This window comes from Pseudomonas flexibilis, assembly GCF_000806415.1.
GTDB classification, from domain to species: Bacteria; Pseudomonadota; Gammaproteobacteria; order Pseudomonadales; family Pseudomonadaceae; genus Serpens; species Serpens flexibilis.
On the sequence record NZ_JTAK01000005.1, the window covers coordinates 45,315 to 64,909 of the forward strand.

Consider the following 19,595-nt stretch of genomic DNA (forward strand, 5'->3'; position numbering starts at 1 on the left):
CACCGAGATGCCAACATCGAATGGCGGCCGGTACAACGCTGACCACCCTACGCACAGCGGCGGGGTTTACCGTCCGGCCAGCACTTCGATGGCCTGATCCAGCAGCCCCAATGGATCGTCGGTCTTTTGCACGTCCACCGACAGCAATTGCCGGAAACGCCGCGCCCCGGGGAAACCCTGGGCCAGACCCAGCGTATGACGGGTCACATGGTGCATCACGCCGCCCTCGGCCAGATGCCGCTCGATGTAGGGGCGCAGGCGCGCCAGCGCCTCGCTGCGACTGATCACCGGCGCCGTGCTGCCGAACAGGCGCTGATCCACCTCGGCCAGCAGGTAGGCGTTGTGATACGCCTCGCGGCCGAGCATCACCCCGTCGAACACCTGCAGGTGCTCCTCGCAGGCCTCCAGCGTCTTGATGCCGCCGTTGAGCACCAGCTCCAGATCGGGGAAGTCCCGCTTCAAGTGCGCGGCCACGTCATAACGCAGCGGCGGCACCTCGCGGTTCTCCTTGGGCGACAGGCCCTCGAGAATGGCGATGCGCGCATGCACGGTGAAGCTGCGGCAACCGGCCTCGCTGACCTGGCCGACGAAATCGCACAGCTCGGCGTAGCTGTCCCGGCCATTGATGCCGATACGGTGCTTGACCGTCACCGGAATCGATACGGCGTCCTGCATGGCCTTCACGCACTCGGCCACCAGCGCCGGATGCGCCATCAGGCAGGCGCCGATCAGGTTGTTCTGCACCCGGTCGCTCGGGCAGCCCACATTCAGGTTCACCTCGTCGTAGCCCGCCGCTTCCGCCATCTTCGCGCACGCCGCCAGCTCCGCCGGGTTGCTGCCGCCCAGCTGCAGGGCCAATGGATGCTCGCACTCGTCATAGCGCAGGAAGCGCTGGGCATCGCCATTCAGCAGGGCGCCGGTGGTCACCATCTCCGTGTAGAGCAGGGTGTGACGCGAGAGCTGGCGGGCCAGGAACCGGAAATGGCGATCAGTCCAGTCCATCATCGGGGCGATGGAGAAACGACGGCTCAAGGGCTGCTGGGAGGCTGGGGTTCTTTCCACGATACGACCGCACTGACACTGAAAAAGGAAAACGACGGGCGCCAAGGCGCCGAAGGGCGCGCAGTATACAGGGGCGAACGCGGTTCGAGTCCGCGTTCAGTTCAATGGCTTCCAGCGCGGGCAGCTGCAAAATGGCGGCGGCGCATTACCTGTAGAAGCGAATTCATTCGCGAGCTTTTAGCGTCGGCCCGCACGAAAAGCTTCGCGCTCCCTCAGACAAACTCCGCCGCCGCCACCGCGCTGGACCACGCCCACTGGAAGTTGAAGCCCCCCAGATGGCCGGTCACGTCGACCACTTCGCCAATGAAGAACAGCCCCGGCAGCGTCTTGCACTCCATCGACTTGGACGACAACACATCGGTATCCACCCCGCCCAGGGCTACCTCGGCGGTGCGATAGCCTTCCGTGCCGGACGGCTTGACCACCCACTCGTGCAGGCCCTGGGCAAAGGCATCCATGTCCGCGCCGTTCAGTTGCGCCAGGGTGTGATTGGCCCATGGCGTCGACGCCAGCCAATGTTCGGCGAATTTCTGCGTCGTCAGCTCCGCCAGCCAGTTGCGCAGCAGCACCTTGGGCCGCTGATGCTGCGCCTGGCGCAGGCTCTGGGCCAGATCCTGGTCGGGCAGCAGGTTGATGGTCAGCGCATCGCCTTCTTCCCAATACGACGAGATCTGCAACATCGCCGGACCGCTCAAGCCGCGATGGGTGAACAGCATGTCGTCGCTAAAGCTCTTGCCCGGCACGCTGACGTCCACCCGCAATGCCGTGCCGCTCAATTCGCTACACAGCGCCTTGTGCTGATCGGTGATGGTGAACGGCACCAGGCCGGCGCGAGTGGGATGCACCGGCAGCCCGAACTGGCGTGCAACCTCATAACCAAAGCCGCTGGCGCCCAGGGTCGGAATGGAGGGCCCGCCCGTAGCAATCACCAGCGATTCACAGCCCAGCTGCTGGCCCGCGGCGCGTAACTCGAAACGGCAGCCTTCCGTGCTACTGGCAGCGATGCGGGTCACCTCGGTGTCCAGGCGAATCTGCACGCCGTACTGCTCGCATTCGCTCAGCAGCATGTTGAGGATGTCGGAGGCCTTGTGGTCGCAGAACAGCTGGCCGTCTTTCTTCTCGTGGTAGGCAATGCCGTAGCGTTCAACCAGGGCGATGAAGTCCCACTGGGTGTAACGCTTCAATGCCGACTTGCAGAAGTGCGGGTTATGGCTGAGGTATTTGTCAGGCGCGACAAAGTAGTTGGTGAAGTTGCACCGCCCACCGCCCGACATGAGGATCTTCTTGCCGGCCTTGTTGGCGTGGTCCAGCACCAGCACCTGGCGCCCACGCGCCGCCGCATTGGCCGCGCACATCAGACCGGCCGCTCCGGCACCGATGACAATAACTTCGAACTTCTGCAGCATCGTTGCCCTACTGAAATGACCTGCCAAACAAGCGGCGCGCATTATGCCACGCGGCACCGGCGCCACGCCGCGTCCTGACCGGTGAGACACAGGCCGCGCGCTCCATGGATAATCCCGGCGATCCGTTGGCCGTCCGGAGCCTGACATGCTGATCCCTGATGCGCTTTCCACCGCCCTGCGCAAGGCCCGCCACCTGGTGGTGTTCACCGGCGCCGGGGTGTCCGCCGAGAGCGGCATTCCCACCTTCCGCGATGCCCTGAGCGGCCTGTGGGAACGCTTCGATCCCGCCGAGCTGGCCACGCCTTCGGCCTTCCGGCGTGATCCGGCGCTGGTCTGGGGCTGGTACGAATGGCGGCGCATGAAGGTGCTGCAGGCCCAGCCCAACCCGGCGCACCGCGCCATCGCCGCGCTGGCCGAGCGAGTGGAGAAGCTCACCCTGATCACCCAGAACGTCGACGACCTGCACGAGCGCGCCGGCAGTCGCGACGTCATCCACCTGCACGGCAGCCTGCATGCGCCGCGCTGCTTTGCCTGCGGCCGCCCGCATGCAATCAGCGAAGTACCTGAGGAGCCCGCCGAGGGCCGCTGTCTGGAGCCGCCGCGCTGCCAGCGCTGCAACGGCAAGGTGCGACCCGGCGTGGTCTGGTTTGGCGAGGCGCTGCCGGAGGCCGCCTTGCGGGCTGCCTTCAAGGCGGCCGGAGAATGCGATGTGCTGCTGTCGATCGGCACCTCCGGCGTGGTGCAGCCGGCGGCGTCGATTCCGCAGCTGGCGCTGCAGTCCGGCGCGACCGTCGCGCACATTAACCCGCAGCCCTCCGGTCAGGGCGGTGCGCGGGAATTCTCCCTGGCCGGCGCGGCGGGTGTGGTGCTGCCCGAGCTGCTGGGCCAGTTGGATGCCCGCTGAATCGCCATTCGCAAGCAGCCGCTAGAACGCAATATCCGGACGCAAATGCGCCACGCCGGGGTGCCGGTCAGGCTTTACTCTGACTGCCATTTTCTCTGGAGGACGCGCGATGAACACCCGAGGCTTACTCGACCAGTTGCTCAAATCCGGTCAGGAACTCCTGCAGAAGCAGGGCGGTAGCCTCACCGGCAAACCGGGAATCGGTGGGCTATCCGGTAGCACGGGCGCAAACAACGGCCTGGGCGGATTGCTTTCCGGCGCCGGCGGCGGCGCGCTGGCTGGCGGGGCTATGGCCCTGCTGCTGGGCAACAAAACAGCACGCAAGCTCGGTGGCAAGGCCCTGACCTATGGCGGTCTCGCTGCTCTCGGTGTGCTGGCCTACAAGGCCTACGGCAACTGGCAGGCCCAGCAGGGCGGTGTGCAGCAGGGCGAGCCGCAGACCCTCGACCGGCTGCCGCCGGCCCAGGTGGAACAGCACAGCCAGGCAATCCTCAAGGCCCTGGTGGCGGCGGCCAAGGCCGACGGGCATGTGGACGCACGCGAGACGGCGCTGATCGAAGGCGAATTCCAGAAGCTCGACAACGACCCCGACCTGCAACGCTGGCTGCACGCCGAGCTGAACAAACCGCTCGACCCGGCCGACGTGGCGCGTGCCGCCGGCACGCCGGAAATGGCCAGCGAAATGTACCTGGCCAGCATCCTGATGGTGGACGAGGAGCATTTCATGGAGCGCGCCTACCTCGACGAGCTGGCCAAGCAACTGCGGCTTGATCCGGCCCTCAAGGCCGAGCTGGAACGGCAGGTTCGCCAGGCCTGATACGAGCGCCTGCGCGCAGTCTGACGAAATGAGATGGAGGCATTCCAGTGATGAGTCGGGGCAGGGGGGCTACCCATGGACTCGCCGGAATGCCTCGCTGGGATGGGTGTCACCGGGCACAGTTCGGGGGGGACGACCCGGCCTGTTGACACCCGCTACGCCGCGGCTCGGAGTTCAGCCGCCGCGAATCAGTTGCCCCGGTAGGTGGAGAAACCGTAGGGGCTCAGCAGCAGCGGAATGTGGTAATGGGGCACGGTGCCGTCCACTTCGAAGATCACCGGGACTTCCGGGAAGAAGGTGGCGGTCTTGTGCTCCTTGAACCACTCGCCGGTCTTGAAGGTAACGCGGTAGGTGCCTTTTTCCAGCGACTTGCCTTCCGGGAACAGGGCGGGAATGCGGCCCTGTTCGTTGGTGTCGCCCTGGTTGAGCAGCTTCCAGTTCTTGCCGTCCTGCTTTTCCAGGGTCACGTTCACGTCAGGCGACGGCAGGCCGTTCTCCAGGTTCAGTACGTGCACGCTCAGCGGGTTGCCGGCGGCCAGCGCGACGCTGGTCAGGCTGCTCAGGACGGCACCGGCACACAGGGTTTTCAGCATATTCATCGGGTAACTCCAGATCAGAGGGTTTGGGTCAGTACTTTCGAGATGGCCTTGTTGGCACAGGCCTCATCCATGTCCGCACCGCCGGCGCCGGCCACACCGATGGCGCCGATCACGTCGTTGCCCACTTTCAGCGGCACACCGCCGCCCAGCAGCAGAAGCTCGTCGAGGGTGTTGAGGTTGGCGGCGTCCGGGTTCTTGCGCGCGCCCTCGGCCAGCATCCGGGTCGGCGTCTTGGTCGACAGCGCGGTGTAGGCCTTGCGCTGCGCGGCGAGGGTGTTGTGCGGGCCGACGTTGTCAGCCCGCTGCACGGCAACCAGGTTGCCGCCGCGGTCGACCACCGCTGCCACGGCATTGCGGCCTTCGGCCTTGCAGACGGCCAGGGTTTCGGTCAGCAGGGCATTGGCCAGCGCCAGGGTGACATCGGGGCGCTGCGCGATGTCCTTGGGGGCGGCCCAGGCGGCGGTCGAGCCCACGGCCAGGGCAATCAGTGACAGGGTGGCACTACGAATCAACATGCGGGTCTCCCGGTTAAGGCTCGGTTGAGCAGATGCCGGCCATGGTGCCCAGGTCCTGCGCACAGACGCATTGCGCGCCAATTACGGATTTGTAATGGGCCTGCGGCGCGGATCTGTTTAGGCTGCGCGCCTGAGCAGGAGGGTGACGATGCGTATTCTGGTGGTGGAAGACGAGGTAAAGACCGCGGATTACCTGCGCAAGGGGCTGAGCGAGTCCGGCTACCACGTGGACGTGGCGCTCAATGGCCTGGACGGCCAGCACCTGGCCCAGGAATTCGAGTTCGACCTGATCATTCTCGATGTCATGCTGCCCGGCCTGGATGGCTGGCAGTTGCTGCAGATCATCCGCCGCAAGCAGCAGACCCCGGTGCTGTTCCTCACCGCGCGCGATGCCGTGGAAGACCGGGTGAAGGGCCTGGAGCTGGGCGCCGATGATTACCTGATCAAGCCGTTCTCCTACACCGAACTGCTGGCGCGGGTGCGTTCCCTGCTGCGTCGCGGACCGCCCCGCGAGCTCGACCAGTTCCAGGCCGCCGACCTGCACATGGATGTCCTGCGCCGCAAGGTCACCCGCAACGGCGAGCGCATCCTGCTCACCAACAAGGAATTCGCGCTGCTGCACCTGTTGCTCAGCCGCGAGGGCGAGGTGCTGTCGCGGGCGCAGATCGCCTCGCATGTCTGGCATATGAACTTCGACAGCGACACCAACGTGGTGGACGTGGCCATCCGCCGCCTGCGCGCCAAGGTCGACGACCCCTATCCGCTCAAGCTGATTCACACGGTGCGGGGCATCGGCTACATGCTGGACGTACCGGTATGACGCTGTGGCCCCGCTCCCTGAGCCTGCGCCTGGCGCTGATGTTCGCCCTGGCCAGCGTGCTGCTGCTGGGCGTGATCGGCTTCTACCTCTACCAGTCCCTGCAGCGCGAAGTGGCCTGGCGCGACGACCAGGCGCTGCTCGGCCGCCTGCAGCGCATGCACGCGCTGATCGACGACAGCGACAGCATCGAGGCGCTGCGCAGCCAGCCGCATCTCTACGAGAACATGCTGGGCAATCGTGACAACCTGCTGTGGATCATCAATGCCCGCGGCGAGCTGCTGATCGGCATCAACCCCACCGGCGTGCCGGTGCCGGCGCTGCCGCCGGCACCGGAGGCGCGCCTGGGCGACGTGCCGGACAGCGAGCTGCGCGTGGCCTGGCTGGATGTGACCCGTGGCGATCGTCGCCTGACCATGATCGCCGGCAAGCGGCTGAGCGAGCGTGAAAACATGCTCGGCGCCTATCGCCTCAAGCTGTGGATCGCCCTGTCCTTTGGCGCCGCGCTGGCCTTCGTGCTGGGCTGGCTGGTCAGCCAGCGCGGCCTGCGCCCGGTGCGCCAGCTGGCCGCGCGCGCCGCCGCCATCGATGTGCAGCATCTGCACCTGCGGCTGGACGAATTCAGGGAACTGAGCGAACTGAGCGCCCTCAGCCAGGCGCTCAACCAGATGCTGTCGCGCCTGGAAGCCGGTTTCGCCCAGCTGTCGCGCTTCTCCGAAGACCTCGCCCATGAAATGCGCACGCCACTCAGCAACCTCATGGGGCAGACCCAGCAGGCGCTGGGCCGCGTGCGCTCGGCGGAGGAATACCAGAACCTGCTGGCATCCAATCAGGAGGAATACGAACGCCTGGCGCGGATGATCGACAGCATGCTGTTCCTCGCGCGCACCGAGCAGTCCAAGGGGGGGCTGCAGCGCGAGGCCATCGACCTGCAGCTGCTGGTCGCGCAACTGTGCGACTACTTCGAAGGCATGGGCGAGGAGCGCGGCATCCAACTGATCAACCAGGCCGCCGGCGAACTGCATGCCGACCCGCAACTGGTGCGCCGCGCCCTGGCCAACCTCATCGCCAACGCCCTGCGCTACGCGGCCGCCGACACGCCGGTGGTCATCAGCAGCAGCCGTGAGAACGGCGCGCTAACCCTGCACGTCGACAACCAGGGCGAGCCGATTGCACCCCAGCACCTGCCGCACCTGTTCGAGCGCTTCTACCGCTGCGACCCCTCGCGCAACCAGCCCGGCGACTCCGGCGGCCTGGGCCTGGCCATCGTGCGCTCCATCATGCAGGCCCATGGCGGGCGGGTAGAGGTGCGCAGTGATACGGACGGGACACGGTTCAGCCTGATCTTTCCGGCGGGTTGAGGGTGGCCGAGCCGGCAACGCCGGTTCGCCAGGCCGGAGCTGCCGGCGGTTGTCTTGACGGGCTGCGCACGACACGAGAGTCTGCGCCCACAACAAGAACAACACCGGAGTCATCATGTCCGCCTTCGAGCGCCGCAGTTTTGCCGTGGCCGTTGCACTGGGGCTGATCTACCTCGTCCTGCTGCCCTTCAAACCCTACCCCCTCAGCTGGCTGCTCAAACCCATCCCCATGCTGATCTTCGCCGTGCTCGCTTGGCGCGCCCATCCCGGCAAGACGGGTTTCTTTCTGGGGGCGGGCTTTGTTGCCGCAGCGGCTGGCGACTTCTTCCTCGACTACGGCGACCGGGACGGACTCTTCATCCAGGCGCTGGGCGCCTTTCTGGTCAACCAACTAGCCTTCGTCGCCGGCTTCGCCCTGCTGGCCAAAGGCAAACCCTGGCTGCGCTGGCGCATGCTGCCCGTCACGCTCTATTGCTTGTTGCTCGCCCTATGGCTGGTGCCCGCCGCCGGGGCTTACCAGCTGCCTGTCGCCATCTACCTGCTGTGCCTCTACGCCATGGCCCTGATGGCCTGCCGGGTGGAAGACAAACCGGGGCTGCTATGGCTGGGTGCGATGCTGTTCGTGATTGCCGATTCGCTGATCGGGGTCAACAAGTTTGCGCAGCCGTTCGCGTATGCAGTTCCGGTGATTGTGAGTTGTTACTTTGCGGGGCAGGTGTTGATTGCGGTGGGAGTGGTGAAAGGGAAGGGGCGACTTGGGGAGTTGCCTGCGGTTAGGGCTGGTTTGTGACTTGGCTAGGCGCGTGCTGGCGGGGGAGGGCGCTGCCCTGACAAGTGGCTTCTAAGGCTGCTTTCGACCCAGAGCGGCCGGTCACGAGAGGCAGCAACCGGCCAAAAGCAGCCATTGCAGGCTGCTTCCTACTGAGTTTGCTCAACTGCAGCTAGTGGAAGAAGCCGAGCAGAAGCGTTGCCATAGAAGCACCGCCGATACAGTGAGAGGGCCTTCCGGCCCGCCCTGGTTCAAGGGTTAGGCACGTAGATGTTGATCCAATAATGTGGTCGCACAAATGTTGATGATGGTAGCTTTACGCTATCTAGTGATGCACCTCGCAGCCTGAGCAACATGGGAACGACCTGCATCAGTCATTTTCACAGGTACAAGGAAGTCATGGTTACTACTCCCCGTCCATCAAACAAAGGTGGGCCAGCGGCTCGGCAAGGGTTCAAATACCAGGATCACGTTGCCGTTAGCTTCATATTGAAAATGCTGGCCGACAGCAGCTACGTGCAGATCGAATGCGAGACAGCCGACGACATCGTCGCGGTGAAGCAGTCAGCAGGTAGCACTATGAATGAATACATCCAAGTCAAAACCACCGAAAAGGATGGGAAGTGGAACCTGAAGGAATGCACCCAACTGGAGAACAGGAAACCCGATAGCTCTCTGATCCAAAAGTCGCTCAAATGCGACGTAAGGCCGGGGCCAGCCTGTTTTCGGATCGTCTCCAAACGTGATGTCGCGAAGGTACTGGAGGACTTCACCGAGGAGCTGCACAAGCGTGTCACCCCGGACGGGGCAACGGCTCAGGGCATCAAGCTGGCCAAGCGTTTTCCCAAGTCGATTTCGGCCATGGGTCGGAACCTGTCGTACTGGGCCGACCACTTCGTTTGGCAGGTATGTGGCAAGGTCAACGCTCTGGAATCTATTAACCTGCGCCTGCTTTCCGAATTGATTGAGTTTTATGGGGAGAACCCCTCCCACCGCCAGTTGAAAGAAATCTACGCGGATTTTCTCGGCTGGGCAGATGACGCAGCAACTGCCGATGTCAAAATAGCACCGCAGGACAAAATCATCCCGCGTGCCGATGCATTGGCCCGACTGAAAGCGCTGCTGGACTCGGCGTCCAAGCAAGCCAACACCTTCGCGAAACCTTACAAATCAAAACCTGATCCGTTTCTCGTGGAGTTTCATACAGCCACCGAGACGGGGCTGCTTCGCTCCATTTCTGGCTTCGACGTGGAGTACGATTTTGAGGAGTGGCGCAGCGATCAGTTTGCGGAGCACCTGGTGCAATGGCTTCCCGAATTTTGCTTACGTGCTAGCGAGATTGCCAATTTCCAGATACACCAGCTCTCCAGTGCGCTCGCGAAATCCATCAGCATGCTGGATCAAACGCCTGGCTCTCGCGACCGCTTGATCGCCGAGCTGATTCTCCACGCCATCCTGCGTCACCGAGAAAATAGCGAGCCGATCGCATGCAAAGCGTTTTACACCGTCAACGGCAAACTTTCCGAGTTCGGCAACGCCCACGTAGTCCAATCCGAGGGTGAGGCAGACCAGCTTTGGCTGGGAATATCGCGAATGATCTATACCGGCACGATGGATCAGACGCTGAAAGATATTTGCAATGTGTTGGACGCGACGATTTCCAGAGCCGCGTTGACCGAAGAGCGCGAGATCATCGTGACCCTGCGCGAGCCTCAACATCATCGGCCCAACGCCGAGGCGTTCAACAAGGCGCTACACAAGAATGCACCGACCCAGGACATGCTGAAGGTGCTTTGCTTTCCAGTCCTGTTGGCATACGACAGTGAAGTGTTGGCCGGCGGCTTTCTCGCTGACTACGCGGCGAACCTGAAAACTGAAGTGACGCAGCATTACAAGACCTTGCTCAGCACCTTGCCTTCGAAGATCCAACAGGTTCGGGTGGTCGTGTTTCTGGTACCAATGGAAAGCATTCGGCAGCTTGTCCAGAAATTCAACTCCCTGTGCAGGGCTGCTAGCTAATGAAATACGAGATCATCAAACAGCAGCTGGAATCGCTCGGCGGCAAAGACAGCGACAAGACTGGACTTCTTGCAGGCGTGACCCAGATCGTGAACAGGGGGAAACCTGAGTGGGAGGGACGCGACCTGGTGATCCGTCTCCTAGATAAATTCGCGTTCTTGGACGAAATAGAACAGTCGCTTTTACTCAGCCTGGTACGCACTGTTGGTCTGTTCCCCTACATCACAGAGCACGTCGAGCAGGTGTCCGACGCAGACCGCCTAGCCTATGAAATCCACCGGGTCGAGGGCGTGGAGAAAGGCCTGGTCTTCCACCGGCTTCAGGCAAATGTGTTTCACCTACTTATGCAAGGGCGCAACGTCGTGCTCAGCGCGTCGACAAGTGTCGGCAAGAGCCTTGTCATTGATGCGGTGCTGGCGCAAGGCAAATTCCGCAAAGTGGTGGTGATCGTACCAACCATCGCGCTGATTGACGAAACGCGTCGCCGGCTGGTGAAGCGCTTCCGATCGGTTTGCAATGTCATCACTCACCCGAGCCAGGAGGCGAAGACTGGCCTCATCAACGTCTACCTCCTGACTCAGGAGCGGGTGCTGCAGCGCGATGATTTGGACGACGTCGATTTCTTCGTCATCGACGAGTTCTACAAGCTTGATCTTGCCAGTGACTCTGAAGAAAAGAACCGCTCCGTTGACCTCAGCCTCGCCTTTCACAAACTAGCGAACCTAGGTGCCCAGTTTTATCTGCTGGGCCCGCACATCCATAACATCCAAGGTCTGGATGGGTATGAATACAATTTTATCCCCTCGAACTTCTCGACGGTGGCAGTGGACGTGACCTACTTTAACCTGCGCACCCGTGGTGACGAGCGCAAGGAAAAGCTGCTGGAGCTGTGCGAGCAACTCACCTCCCCTACGCTGATCTACTGCCAGTCGCCTGCGAGCGCGAACCGGGTCGCACAGCTTTTGATTGATAGAGGTAATTTCCCTTTGCTTCCCGAGACCAAGGACGTGTCGGACTGGATTTCCAGCAACTACCATCCTGACTGGAATGTGGCCAAAGCCATTTCTCTGGGAATCGGCATTCACCACGGCGGCGTACCCCGAGCGATTCAACAGTACTTCGTGAAGCTGTTCAACGAGAGAACCATCCGCTACATCATCTGCACGTCCACGATGATCGAAGGCGTTAACACCTCGGCTGAGAACGTCATCATCTACGATCGGCGAATCAACAAGAACACCTTTGACTTCTTCACCTTTAAGAACATTTCCGGGCGTGCTGGTCGTATGAACCAGTATTTCATTGGCAAGGTGTTCATGCTGGAGGAGCCGCCCGAGGAGGAAAACCTCACCGTCGAGTACCCGATCGGTTTGCAGGACAGCACCTCCCCCATTGGACTGTTGATGAAGCTGGAACCAGAGTACTTGACCGACCAATCCAGGCAGCGTTTGGAAGTCGTCTATTCAACACCGCAACTGTCCTCCTCAACGCTGATCGAGAACCGGCATATCCCGGTAGACCGTCAAATTGAAGTGGCTGACAGGATTCGTCGCGAGCTCGCAATCAGCCACATATGGCTGACCTGGAAAGGAAATCCTGAGCAGAAGCAGCTCGAATACCTCTGCACCCTCATCTACGATCACCTCCCACACAAACTGCAGGAATTCAATATCCACTCCGGACTGCAACTGGCGTGGCACATCAATGCGCTCAGGGCACAGAAGGATTTCCAGGTCTACCTCCAACAAGCCATTGATGAAGACCCCACAGATCGCACTCCAAGCGAGTCGATTGGCCAGCGACTGAAGTTTATTCGGAACGTGATCTCGTACCGCCTTCCACGCGACATCATGGCATTGAGTAAAATTCAAGCTGACGTTTTCACCCGAATAGGTATTGAACCGGGTGATTTCGGCTTCTTGGCTGAGCAGCTTGAAAACCTGTTCAACGACCCTCTTCTCACTGCGCTGGACGAGTACGGGATTCCCACGCAGATTTCGACGAAGTTCAAAAGCGCCATACTGCCCGCCGAGGGCATGACCCAGCTAATGGTAAAGCTCAAGCAATGGGCACCACGACTGGAATACTCACACCTGAGTCGGTTTGAGAAAAGCATCGTCAAGTGGGCGATAGAGGATATGTGAGTCACCCATGGATTCGAACAGCATAAGGCCGGGGAGAAATAGAAATCGATGGCGTGCGGATTCCATCGTAAAGGACCGCTCCCGGCCGAAAGCTGCCCTTAAAATCAGGGCCTTGCAGCGCACTGCAGGGCCCTGTTGCGATACGAGGCGAGCTGGCAACCGGGGCTAGCTGTCTTCCTACAAACTCCTCACCTTGAAACTCCGCCCCTTGATCTTCCCCGCCTGCAACCGCAGCAGCGCCTGGTGCGCCACGCTGCGTTCCACGGCCACGTAGGCCTGGTTGTCGAACAGGGCGATCTTGCCGACCTGGTCGGCGGTGAGGCCGGCGTCGCCGGTGAGGGCGCCGAGGATGTCGCCGGGGCGGACTTTGTCCTTGCGGCCGCCGCCGATGTTGAGGGTGATCATCGGCGGGCGCAGGCGTTCGGTGGCGTTGTTCTTCAGGCTGTCGAGGTTCTTCCAGTTCAGCGGGCGCTGCTGCAGTTCCTCGATGGCGCTGGCGCGCGGGGCTTCGGACGGGGCGACCAGGGACACGGCCAGGCCTTTTTCGCCGGCGCGGCCGCTGCGGCCGATGCGGTGGATGTGCACTTCGGGGTCGCGGCTCAGTTCGACGTTGAGCACCAGGTCCAGCCCGGCGATGTCGATGCCGCGCGCCGCCACGTCGGTGGCCACCAGAATGCTCAGGCTGCGGTTGGCGAACATCGTCAGCACCTGGTCGCGGTCGCGCTGTTCCAGGTCGCCGTGCAGGGCGGCGGCGCTCAGGCCGCGTTCCTTGAGGAAGGCCACCAGCTCGTCGCACTGGATCTTGGTCTGGCAGAAGGCGAGGGTGGAGGTGGGCAGCAGGTGGTCGAGCACCTTGGCCACTGCCTGGTAGCGCTGGCTGGCTTCCACTTCGTAGAAGCGCTGCTCGATCTGCGCGTTGTCGTGCTGGCTTTCCACTTCCACGCGGGCGGGTTTCTTGAGGAAACGCGCGGCCAGTTGTTCGATGCCTTCCGGGTAGGTGGCGGAGAACAGCAGGGTCTGCCGGCGCGCCGGAGTCTGCTCGATGATGGCGGTGATGGCATCGATGAAGCCCATGTCCAGCATGCGGTCGGCTTCGTCCAGCACCAGCGTGTTGAGACCGTCGACCTTGAGGGTGCCCTTGGCCAGGTGTTCCTGGATGCGGCCGGGCGTGCCGACCACCACATGGGCGCCGTGCTCCAGCGAGCCGATCTGCGGGCCGAAGGGCATGCCGCCGCACAGGGTCAGCACCTTGATGTTGTCGGCGGCGCGGGCCAGGCGGCGGATTTCCTTGGCCACCTGGTCGGCCAGCTCGCGGGTCGGGCACAGCACCAGGGCCTGGCAGCCGAAGTAGCGCGGGTTGAGCGGGTGCAAGAGGCCGATGCCGAAGGCGGCGGTCTTGCCGCTGCCGGTCTTGGCCTGGGCGATCAGGTCCTGCCCTTGCAGGATCAGCGGCAGGCTCTGGGCCTGGATCGGCGTCATGGCGGCGTAGCCCAGCTCGTTGAGGTTGGCGAGCATGGCGGCGGAAAGCGGCAGGGAATTGAAAGCGGTGGTCACGACGGCGGCCCGAAAACAGCGGAAAGGCGCGCAGTGTAACAGGGCGCGGCGCTGCGCCGTCGGGTGCGCACGCGCGCCGGCTCGGGTTACGCTGCACGGCACGACCCCGGAACCGGTCAGGCAGGTATGAACGACACGATTCTCGAACTGGACGCCCTCGGCCCCCTCGCCGAGGGCGTGCGCCTGGAGTGCAAGCTGGCCCAGGGGCGCCACGGGCAGGGCCAGCTGCCGCGGGATTTCTGGCCGACCTATTCGGCGTTCGCCAATACCCAGGGCGGCGTGGTGCTGCTGGGCGTGCGCGAGCATGACGGCCGTTTCAGCGTGGCGGGCATACCCGAGCCGGAGCGGCTGCTGCGCGAGCTGTTGGACGGCCTGGAGAATCCCGCCAGGGTGAGCGTCAACCTGCTCGGCGAGGATGACCTGCAACTGGTGCGCATCGACGGCAAGACCCTGCTGCGCGTGCGCATCCCCGAAGCGCCGGCGGCGCTCAAGCCGGTCTATCTGAATGGTGACGTGCTGAACAACACCTACCGGCGCGTCGATTCCAGCGACATGCGCCTGACCCCGGACGAAGTGCGCACCTGGCTGGCGGCGACCACGACACACTGATCCCGCTCCGCGCGTCTCTCGGGGCTGGCTTTGCCCGCGCGCCCTCGCCACACTGGCGCCTTTTTCGTTGAGGAGTTGTCGTGTCCAGGGGTGTGTTGCTGTCCGTCATGGCCTCGGTGCTGTTCGCCGCGCTCTATTATCTGTCGACCCTGCTGGTGCCGCTCAGCGGCCAGGAGGTGTTCGGCTGGCGTGTGTTGCTGACCTTGCCCTGCCTGCTGCTATTCATGGCGGTAGGTCGTGACTGGACTGCGGTGCGCGAGCTGGCCGCTCGGCTGCGGGCGCGGCCGTTGCTGCTGCCGCTGCTGATGCTCAGTGCCACGCTGTTCGGCGTGCAGCTCTGGCTGTTCCTCTGGGCGCCCATGCAGGGGCGCGGCCTGAATGTCTCGCTCGGCTACTTCCTGCTGCCGCTGACCATGATCCTCACCGGGCGTCTGCTGTTCGACGAGCGCCTCAGCCGCCTGCAGCAACTGGCCACGCTGTTTGCTGTGCTCGGGGTGGGCAACCAGTTGGTGAATGTCGGTGGGCTGGCCTGGGAAACCTGGCTGGTAGCGCTGGGCTATCCGGCGTACTTTGCCCTGCGTCGGCGCTTGGGCACCGACAACCTGGGCGGCATGTTGTTCGACATGCTGCTGATGCTGCCGGTGGCGCTGTGGTTCGCCTGGGCGGGCGGGCAGATGCTGGGGCATTTCGCCGAGGCGCCGCGTCTGTTCCTGCTGGTGCCGCTGATGGGCGCGCTGAGCGCCTGGGCGTTGATCAGTTACCTGCTGGCCAGCCGCTACCTGACGCTCGGCCTGTTCGGCCTGCTCGGTTATGTGGAGCCGGTGCTGCTGGTGGTGGTGTCGCTGCTGCTGGGTGAGCGCATCCAGCCGGGCGAATGGCTCACCTATATCCCGATCTGGGCAGCGGTGCTGGTATTGGTGCTGGAAGGGGCCCGCCATCTGTGGCGGCGGACCCGGCAGTAGAGCGGTTATCCACGCGGATCCACAGGGTTATCCACAGGGAGTTTGGCGGCTGCGGGGCCGTCGCCGGCCCGCGTGACCAGCACCTGGTCGATCCGGTAGCTGTCCACGTCGACCACCTCGAAGGTGTAGCCGCCCCAGGTCACGCTGTCGGTACGCTTGGGCACCCGGCGCAGCATGGTCATCAGGAAGCCGGCGAGGGTTTCGTATTCCTCTTCGTGGGGCGTGCTGTCGATGTCCAGGGCGCGCTTCACATCCTGCATGGCGGTGACGCCGTCGATCAGCCAGGAGTGGTCGTCGCGGCGCACGATCTGCTCCTCGTACCAGGGCGACACCAGGTCGCCCATGACGATGCTCATGACGTCCTTGAGGGTGATCAGGCCGACCACCAGGCTGTATTCGTTGACGATCAGCGCGAAGGTTTCGCCGGTCTGGCGGAACTGGCGGAGCATTTCCGCGAGGGTCAGGCGGTCCGGCACCACCAGCGGCTTGTGCACCAGTGACGGATCGTTGAAGGCGATGGGCTGGTTGTTCAGCACGCGCTGGAACAGCTCCTTCACCGTCACGTAGCCGACGATGTGGTCGATGTCGCCATCGCAGACCGGATAGTGGGAGTGGGGCTCGCTGGCGATGCGGGTGCGGATATGCTCCTCGGTGTCGTCCAGCAGGAAGAAGAGGATGCCGTCGCGGTGCGCCATGGCGCTGGGCAGGGTGCGGGTCTCCAGCTCGAAGACATTCTCGATCACCTGCTGCTCGCTGGCGGCCAGCGAACCGGACAGGGCACCGGCCTGGGTCAGGGCGAGGATGTCGTCGGGGGTGACGCTTTCGTCGCGCTGGCGTGGCAGGTTGAACAGCGCGATCAGCCCGCTGACCACCCACGCATAGAACACCACCAGGGGTTTGAACAGGGTGTTGAGCACCTGCATCGGGCCGATCACCAGGGTCGCCAGGCGCTCGGGAATCGCCATGGCCACCTGCTTGGGAATCAGGTCGGTGAAGACGATGAACAGCGAGGTGGTGAGCACGAAGGAAGCCGTGAAGCCGATGGCGACCGCCTGGTCGGTCGCCAGGTGGTTTTCCAGCAGCCGGGTGAAGACCGGGGTGAGGAAGCCCTGGCCGACGATACCGCCGAGTATCGCCAGGGCGTTCATGCCGATCTGCACCACGGTCAGGTAATGGCCGGGCGCCGTCTGCACATGGATGACGCGCTGCGCGTTGTGGTTGCCCTCGTCGACCAGCTGGCGCAGTTTCAGGGGGCGCGCGGCGGCCAGGGCGATTTCGGCGATGGAGAAGAAGGCGCTGGCCAGGATGATGCCCGCCAGCAGCAGGAGGCTTTGGGTAACGCTCATATACAACAGCTCTGAAAAGACGAGGCGCGAGGGTAGCACGCCGGACATGCCCGTTTGGTGGCGGGCATTTTCCCTTCAACCCCGGTAATAGCGCGGCGCAACGAAGGGCATCTTGCTGACGGCCATGGCCACCGGCTTGCCGCGCACCAGCGCCTGGACCGAGGCACCCAGGCCCGCCAGGTGGCTTTCCACATAACCCATCGCCACGGGCGCGCCGAGGCTGGGGCCGAAGCCGCCGCTGGTGATGCGACCGATCGACTGTTCCTGGTCATCCACCAGCCGGGTGCCTTCGCGCACGGGAATGCGTTCGGCCGGCAGCAGGCCGACGCGCCGCTGCGCCACGCCGTCGCGCAGTTGCTGGAAGATGCGCTCGGCGCCCGGGAAGCCGCCAGGGCGCGCGCCGTCCGGGCGCCGGGCCTTGGAGATCGCCCAGCTCAGGCTGGCCTCCACCGGGGTGGTCTGGGCGTCCATGTCATGGCCGTACAGGCACAGGCCGGCCTCCAGACGCAGCGAGTCGCGGGCGCCCAGGCCGATGGGTTGCACTTCCGGCTCCTCCAGCAGACGACGCGCCAGCGCCTCGGCATGCGCGGCCGGCACGGAGATCTCGAAACCGTCCTCGCCGGTATAGCCGGAGCGGCTGACGAAGCAGGCATGGCCGAGCAGCTCGACGCGGGCGATCTGCATGAAGGTCATTTGCGCAACGTCGGGCGCCAGACGGCCCAGCACCGTGGCGGCCTGCGGTCCCTGCAGGGCGAGCAGGGCGCGGCTGTCGAACAGCGCCTCGATCATGCAGCGCCCGGAAAGGTGGCGCTGCAGGTGTTCCAGGTCCTGCTGCTTGCAGGCGGCGTTGACCACCAGCAGCAGACGTTCGTCGCCCAGGTTGGCCACCATCAGGTCGTCGAGGATGCCGCCGTTCTCATCGGTGAACAGCGCGTAGCGCTGCTGGCCCACCGGCAGATCGAGGATGTCCACCGGTACCAGGGTTTCCAGCGCGGCGGCGGCCTGGGCGCCGTGCAGCACGATCTGCCCCATGTGCGAGACATCGAACAGCCCGGCTTGTGCGCGGGTGTGCAGGTGTTCCTTGAGGATGCCGGCGGGGTAGTGCAGCGGCATTTCGTAGCCGGCGAACGGCACCAGTCGGGCGCCGAGTTCCTGATGCAGCGCGTGCAGCGGGGTGTAAGCCAGGGTCATGCGATTCTCCTTGAATAGGGTGGCCGGCACGCGGCGCATTCGGCGGCCGGAAAAGCGCCGCCCGCCCTACGTAACGATGCACCAACGTAGGGTGGTCAACGCGCGCGTTGGCCCCAAACAACCCGCACCGAGCGCTATCAACACTCGATGATGTTCACCGCCAAACCGCCCCGGGCGGTTTCCTTGTACTTGCTCTTCATGTCGGCGCCGGTCTGGCGCATGGTGGCGATCACCTTGTCCAGTGATACGTAATGGCGCCCGTCGCCACGCAAGGCCAGCCGCGCAGCGTTGATCGCCTTGACCGCGCCCATGGCGTTGCGTTCGATGCAGGGAATCTGCACCAGCCCGCCCACGGGGTCGCAGGTCAGCCCCAGGTTGTGTTCCATGCCGATCTCGGCGGCGTTCTCCACCTGCTGCGGGCTGCCCCCGAGCACCTCGCACAGCGCGCCGGCGGCCATCGAGCAGGCCACGCCGACCTCGCCCTGGCAGCCCACCTCGGCGCCGGATATCGAGGCGTTCTCCTTGTAAAGCATGCCGATGGCGGCGGCGGTGAGCAGGAAGCGCACCACGCCGTCCTCGCTGGCGCCCTGGGCGAAGCGCATGTAGTAGTGCAGCACCGCCGGCACGATGCCGGCCGCGCCGTTGGTGGGCGCGGTCACCACCCGGCCGCCGGCGGCGTTTTCCTCGTTGACCGCCAGCGCCCAGAGGTCGACCCAGTCCAGCGCGTTGAGCGGGTCGCGCAGCTGCGGCTCGGCGGTCTCGTTGAGCTGGCGGTACAGGGCGGCGGCGCGGCGGCGCACCTTGAGGCTGCCGGGCAGGATGCCCTCGTGACGACAGCCGGCGGCCACGCAGGCCTGCATCACCTGCCAGATCTCCAGCAGCGCCGCGCGGGTCTCGGCGTCGGATCGCCAGACGGCCTCGTTGGCGGCCACCAGCGCGCTGATCGGCTGCGCGTGCCGGGCACAAAGTTCCATCAGCTCGCGGCCACTGTGGAAGGGGTAGGGCAGCTCGGTGCGGTCCTCGACGATGCGCCCGGCGCCGGCGGCGTTTTCATCCACCACGAAGCCGCCACCCACCGAGTAGAACGCGCGCTCGCGCAGTTGCAGGCCACTGGCGTCGAAGGCGCGGAAGATCAGCCCGTTGGGGTGGTAGGGCAGCGGCTTGCGGATGAATTTCAGCTGTTCGCGCTCGTCGAAGGGCAGCGGGTGAACGCCCAGCAGGCGCAGTTCGCCGTGGCTGCGGATGTGTTCCAGCCGGGCGGGAATGCTGGCGGTGTCGATGCGTTCCGGCTGCTCGCCTTCCAGGCCGAGCAGCACCGCCTTGTCGGTGCCGTGGCCGCGCCCGGTGGCGCCCAGCGAGCCGTAGAGTTCGACCTGCAGCGACGCCGTGGCGCCCAGCAGGCCGTCGTCACGCAGCCCCTCGGCGAAGCGCGCGGCGGCGCGCATCGGCCCCACGGTATGCGAGCTGGAGGGGCCGATACCGATCTTGAACAGATCGAGCACGCTGAGGGCCATGGACGT

General features: G+C 64.1%; 17 protein-coding genes. 9 read left to right on the forward strand and 8 right to left on the reverse strand.

Annotated elements, in window-relative coordinates; translation table 11 throughout:
* Window positions 1-66 precede the first annotated feature (66 nt).
* The gene (dusA, locus tag PT85_RS12505; RefSeq protein ID WP_267958209.1) at window positions 67-1,065 is read right to left on the reverse strand and encodes a tRNA dihydrouridine(20/20a) synthase DusA; all 999 of its coding nucleotides are present in this window, start codon (window positions 1,063-1,065) and stop codon (window positions 67-69) included.
* 209 nt (window positions 1,066-1,274) lie between these two features.
* Window positions 1,275-2,465 (reverse strand): BaiN/RdsA family NAD(P)/FAD-dependent oxidoreductase, encoded by a 1,191-nt coding sequence (locus PT85_RS12510; RefSeq protein ID WP_039607017.1) that lies wholly within the window; start codon window positions 2,463-2,465, stop codon window positions 1,275-1,277.
* A gap of 151 nt (window positions 2,466-2,616) precedes the next feature.
* On the opposite strand from PT85_RS12510, the gene PT85_RS12515 reads away from it, so the two are divergent.
* Both PT85_RS12515 and PT85_RS12520 read left to right on the forward strand, forming a co-directional pair.
* Window positions 2,617-3,372, forward strand: a complete 756-nt coding sequence (locus PT85_RS12515) for an SIR2 family NAD-dependent protein deacylase (RefSeq protein WP_039607018.1) — start codon at window positions 2,617-2,619, stop codon at window positions 3,370-3,372.
* 109 nt (window positions 3,373-3,481) lie between these two features.
* Entirely contained in the window at window positions 3,482-4,189 is a 708-nt protein-coding gene (locus PT85_RS12520; protein WP_039606823.1) for a tellurite resistance TerB family protein, read from the forward strand.
* Window positions 4,190-4,377: 188 nt separating this feature from the next.
* Here PT85_RS12520 and uraH read toward each other — a convergent pair whose 3' ends face one another.
* Window positions 4,378-4,788 (reverse strand): hydroxyisourate hydrolase, encoded by a 411-nt coding sequence (gene uraH / locus PT85_RS12525; protein WP_039606824.1) that lies wholly within the window; start codon window positions 4,786-4,788, stop codon window positions 4,378-4,380.
* A gap of 14 nt (window positions 4,789-4,802) precedes the next feature.
* Complete coding sequence (locus PT85_RS12530; protein WP_039606825.1) at window positions 4,803-5,303, reverse strand: GlcG/HbpS family heme-binding protein; 501 nt, start codon at window positions 5,301-5,303, stop codon at window positions 4,803-4,805.
* A 148-nt stretch (window positions 5,304-5,451) separates the two neighbouring features.
* On the opposite strand from PT85_RS12530, the gene PT85_RS12535 reads away from it, so the two are divergent.
* The 5 genes from PT85_RS12535 to PT85_RS12555 all read left to right on the forward strand — a co-directional run bounded on the left by PT85_RS12535 (window position 5,452) and on the right by PT85_RS12555 (window position 12,413).
* A complete protein-coding gene (locus PT85_RS12535; protein WP_039560338.1) occupies window positions 5,452-6,123 on the forward strand; it encodes a heavy metal response regulator transcription factor in 672 nt (223 codons plus the stop codon).
* Window positions 6,120-7,481: a heavy metal sensor histidine kinase gene (locus tag PT85_RS12540; protein WP_039606826.1), complete on the forward strand. Its 1,362-nt coding sequence runs from the start codon at window positions 6,120-6,122 to the stop codon at window positions 7,479-7,481. The genes PT85_RS12535 and PT85_RS12540 overlap by 4 nt, the downstream gene beginning before the upstream one ends.
* 115 nt (window positions 7,482-7,596) lie before the next feature.
* The gene (locus PT85_RS12545; protein ID WP_039606827.1) at window positions 7,597-8,271 is read left to right on the forward strand and encodes a lysoplasmalogenase; all 675 of its coding nucleotides are present in this window, start codon (window positions 7,597-7,599) and stop codon (window positions 8,269-8,271) included.
* A gap of 378 nt (window positions 8,272-8,649) precedes the next feature.
* Complete coding sequence (locus PT85_RS12550) at window positions 8,650-10,269, forward strand: HamA C-terminal domain-containing protein (protein ID WP_039606828.1); 1,620 nt, start codon at window positions 8,650-8,652, stop codon at window positions 10,267-10,269.
* Entirely contained in the window at window positions 10,269-12,413 is a 2,145-nt protein-coding gene (locus PT85_RS12555) for a DEAD/DEAH box helicase (protein WP_039606829.1), read from the forward strand. The genes PT85_RS12550 and PT85_RS12555 overlap by 1 nt, the downstream gene beginning before the upstream one ends.
* A 177-nt stretch (window positions 12,414-12,590) precedes the next feature.
* Here PT85_RS12555 and dbpA read toward each other — a convergent pair whose 3' ends face one another.
* A complete protein-coding gene (gene dbpA / locus PT85_RS12560) occupies window positions 12,591-13,928 on the reverse strand; it encodes an ATP-dependent RNA helicase DbpA (RefSeq protein WP_052237699.1) in 1,338 nt (445 codons plus the stop codon).
* A gap of 165 nt (window positions 13,929-14,093) precedes the next feature.
* On the opposite strand from dbpA, the gene PT85_RS12565 reads away from it, so the two are divergent.
* Both PT85_RS12565 and rarD read left to right on the forward strand, forming a co-directional pair.
* A complete protein-coding gene (locus PT85_RS12565) occupies window positions 14,094-14,576 on the forward strand; it encodes an AlbA family DNA-binding domain-containing protein (RefSeq protein WP_039606831.1) in 483 nt (160 codons plus the stop codon).
* Window positions 14,577-14,656: 80 nt separating this feature from the next.
* Window positions 14,657-15,538, forward strand: a complete 882-nt coding sequence (gene rarD / locus PT85_RS12570; protein WP_039606832.1) for an EamA family transporter RarD — start codon at window positions 14,657-14,659, stop codon at window positions 15,536-15,538.
* A gap of 5 nt (window positions 15,539-15,543) precedes the next feature.
* Here rarD and PT85_RS12575 read toward each other — a convergent pair whose 3' ends face one another.
* The 3 genes from PT85_RS12575 to PT85_RS12585 all read right to left on the reverse strand — a co-directional run bounded on the left by PT85_RS12575 (window position 15,544) and on the right by PT85_RS12585 (window position 19,589).
* Complete coding sequence (locus PT85_RS12575) at window positions 15,544-16,884, reverse strand: hemolysin family protein (RefSeq protein WP_039606833.1); 1,341 nt, start codon at window positions 16,882-16,884, stop codon at window positions 15,544-15,546.
* A 75-nt stretch (window positions 16,885-16,959) separates the two neighbouring features.
* A complete protein-coding gene (gcvT, locus tag PT85_RS12580) occupies window positions 16,960-18,075 on the reverse strand; it encodes a glycine cleavage system aminomethyltransferase GcvT (protein WP_039606834.1) in 1,116 nt (371 codons plus the stop codon).
* A 137-nt stretch (window positions 18,076-18,212) separates the two neighbouring features.
* Window positions 18,213-19,589 carry an L-serine ammonia-lyase gene (locus PT85_RS12585; protein ID WP_039606835.1) on the reverse strand — a complete coding sequence of 459 codons (1,377 nt, stop codon included), beginning with the start codon at window positions 19,587-19,589 and terminating at the stop codon, window positions 18,213-18,215.
* Window positions 19,590-19,595 lie beyond the last annotated feature (6 nt).

Coding starts and splice junctions, on each gene's coding strand:
- PT85_RS12520 (WP_039606823.1), top strand. CDS start 3,482: ATGAACACCCGAGGCTTACTCGACCAGTTGCTCAAATCCGGTCAGGAA.
- uraH (WP_039606824.1), bottom strand. CDS start 4,788: ATGAATATGCTGAAAACCCTGTGTGCCGGTGCCGTCCTGAGCAGCCTG.
- PT85_RS12530 (WP_039606825.1), bottom strand. CDS start 5,303: ATGTTGATTCGTAGTGCCACCCTGTCACTGATTGCCCTGGCCGTGGGC.
- PT85_RS12535 (WP_039560338.1), top strand. CDS start 5,452: ATGCGTATTCTGGTGGTGGAAGACGAGGTAAAGACCGCGGATTACCTG.
- PT85_RS12540 (WP_039606826.1), top strand. CDS start 6,120: ATGACGCTGTGGCCCCGCTCCCTGAGCCTGCGCCTGGCGCTGATGTTC.
- PT85_RS12545 (WP_039606827.1), top strand. CDS start 7,597: ATGTCCGCCTTCGAGCGCCGCAGTTTTGCCGTGGCCGTTGCACTGGGG.
- PT85_RS12550 (WP_039606828.1), top strand. CDS start 8,650: ATGGTTACTACTCCCCGTCCATCAAACAAAGGTGGGCCAGCGGCTCGG.
- PT85_RS12555 (WP_039606829.1), top strand. CDS start 10,269: ATGAAATACGAGATCATCAAACAGCAGCTGGAATCGCTCGGCGGCAAA.
- dbpA (WP_052237699.1), bottom strand. CDS start 13,928: ATGCTCGCCAACCTCAACGAGCTGGGCTACGCCGCCATGACGCCGATC.
- PT85_RS12565 (WP_039606831.1), top strand. CDS start 14,094: ATGAACGACACGATTCTCGAACTGGACGCCCTCGGCCCCCTCGCCGAG.
- PT85_RS12575 (WP_039606833.1), bottom strand. CDS start 16,884: ATGAGCGTTACCCAAAGCCTCCTGCTGCTGGCGGGCATCATCCTGGCC.
- gcvT (WP_039606834.1), bottom strand. CDS start 18,075: ATGACCCTGGCTTACACCCCGCTGCACGCGCTGCATCAGGAACTCGGC.
- PT85_RS12585 (WP_039606835.1), bottom strand. CDS start 19,589: ATGGCCCTCAGCGTGCTCGATCTGTTCAAGATCGGTATCGGCCCCTCC.